Genomic DNA, 1,238 nt, shown 5'->3' on the forward strand with positions numbered 1-1,238 from the left:
CCATAAACTCCAAATTATCTCCGTGTTTATCTATAGCTCTATATAAATAAACATCTTTACCTTTTAGTTTAATGTAGGTTTCATCCATCTTCCAACTTATATAACTACCATATTTTCTAAAACTATTGCTAAAGACTATCTCTAATTCTTTAGCATATTTGATAACCCAACGATTGATTGTGCTATGGTCTACTTTAACTCCTCGCTCTTTCATTAGTTCTTCTACATGTCTATAACTCAATGGATATGATAAATACCATCTGATTGCTTGAAGTATCAATAATTTGGTAAAGTGTCTACCTGTGAAATCTATCATTTGTATTTTGAAATAAAATCTGTGATAAAATTATACTATAAATTCATGCTACTAGCAGTTTGCGACAGAACCGTCATCTCTAGGAAATACTTTTTTATTCTTAATAACTTTCCTAAATTGACTATTAAGCGATTCTATCGCATTAGTATAGTGGTACGTTTTTTTCGGACAGGTATCTAAGAAGGTAAAATAGGTGTCTCAAATAATGAGAAGGAGACACAAATGCATAAGAAAAAGACTCATAGTGCATTATTCAAATATGAGGTTTCAGTTGCAGCTATAAAAGGAGAGCAAACACAAGCTCAAATAAGTAGTAAGTATGAGATTCATTCAACTCAAATCACAAGTTGGAAAAAGCAAGCATTAGAAGCGATAAAACAAATGTTTGCCAGTAAGCTTGTCCCTGATAAAAAAGACCTTACAGAACAAAAAGAGAAGGCTAAACTATATGAAGAAATTGGTAGTCTTAAAGTAGAGCTTGACTGGTTGAAAAAAAATCTAATTTTGAGTTGTAAGGATAAGAAGATGTTAATAGAACCAAACAACGCAGACATCTCAATAGCTAAAAAATGTCAGTTTTTAGGCTTGCATAGATCGGTTGGTTCTGTCGCAAACTGCTAGTAGCATGAATTTATAGTATAATTTTATCACAGATTTTATTTCAAAATACAAATGATAGATTTCACAGGTAGACACTTTACCAAATTATTGATACTTCAAGCAATCAGATGGTATTTATCATATCCATTGAGTTATAGACATGTAGAAGAACTAATGAAAGAGCGAGGAGTTAAAGTAGACCATAGCACAATCAATCGTTGGGTTATCAAATATGCTAAAGAATTAGAGATAGTCTTTAGCAATAGTTTTAGAAAATATGGTAGTTATATAAGTGGGAAGATGGATGAAACCTACCTTAAAC

The 1,238-nt window shown here is 31.4% G+C and carries 2 protein-coding genes and 1 pseudogene; 2 read left to right on the forward strand and 1 reads right to left on the reverse strand.

The window, feature by feature from the left end; genetic code table 11:
- A partial coding sequence (locus tag F3D62_RS12495) for an IS6 family transposase (RefSeq protein WP_150468573.1) occupies positions 1-316 on the reverse strand: 316 nt, incomplete at its 3' end.
- Positions 317-538: 222 nt separating this feature from the next.
- On the opposite strand from F3D62_RS12495, the gene F3D62_RS12500 reads away from it, so the two are divergent.
- Complete coding sequence (locus F3D62_RS12500) at positions 539-937, forward strand: transposase (RefSeq protein ID WP_150468574.1); 399 nt, start codon at positions 539-541, stop codon at positions 935-937.
- A gap of 51 nt (positions 938-988) precedes the next feature.
- Positions 989-1,238, forward strand: a pseudogene (locus F3D62_RS12505) (IS6 family transposase); the annotation flags it as partial.

The organism is Francisella sp. SYW-9 (assembly GCF_008711465.1).
GTDB lineage: Bacteria > Pseudomonadota > Gammaproteobacteria > Francisellales > Francisellaceae > Francisella.

Bases quoted from the DNA above. Each gene is read 5' to 3' on its own strand.
- F3D62_RS12500 (WP_150468574.1), top strand. From the start codon at position 539: ATGCATAAGAAAAAGACTCATAGTGCATTATTCAAATATGAGGTTTCA.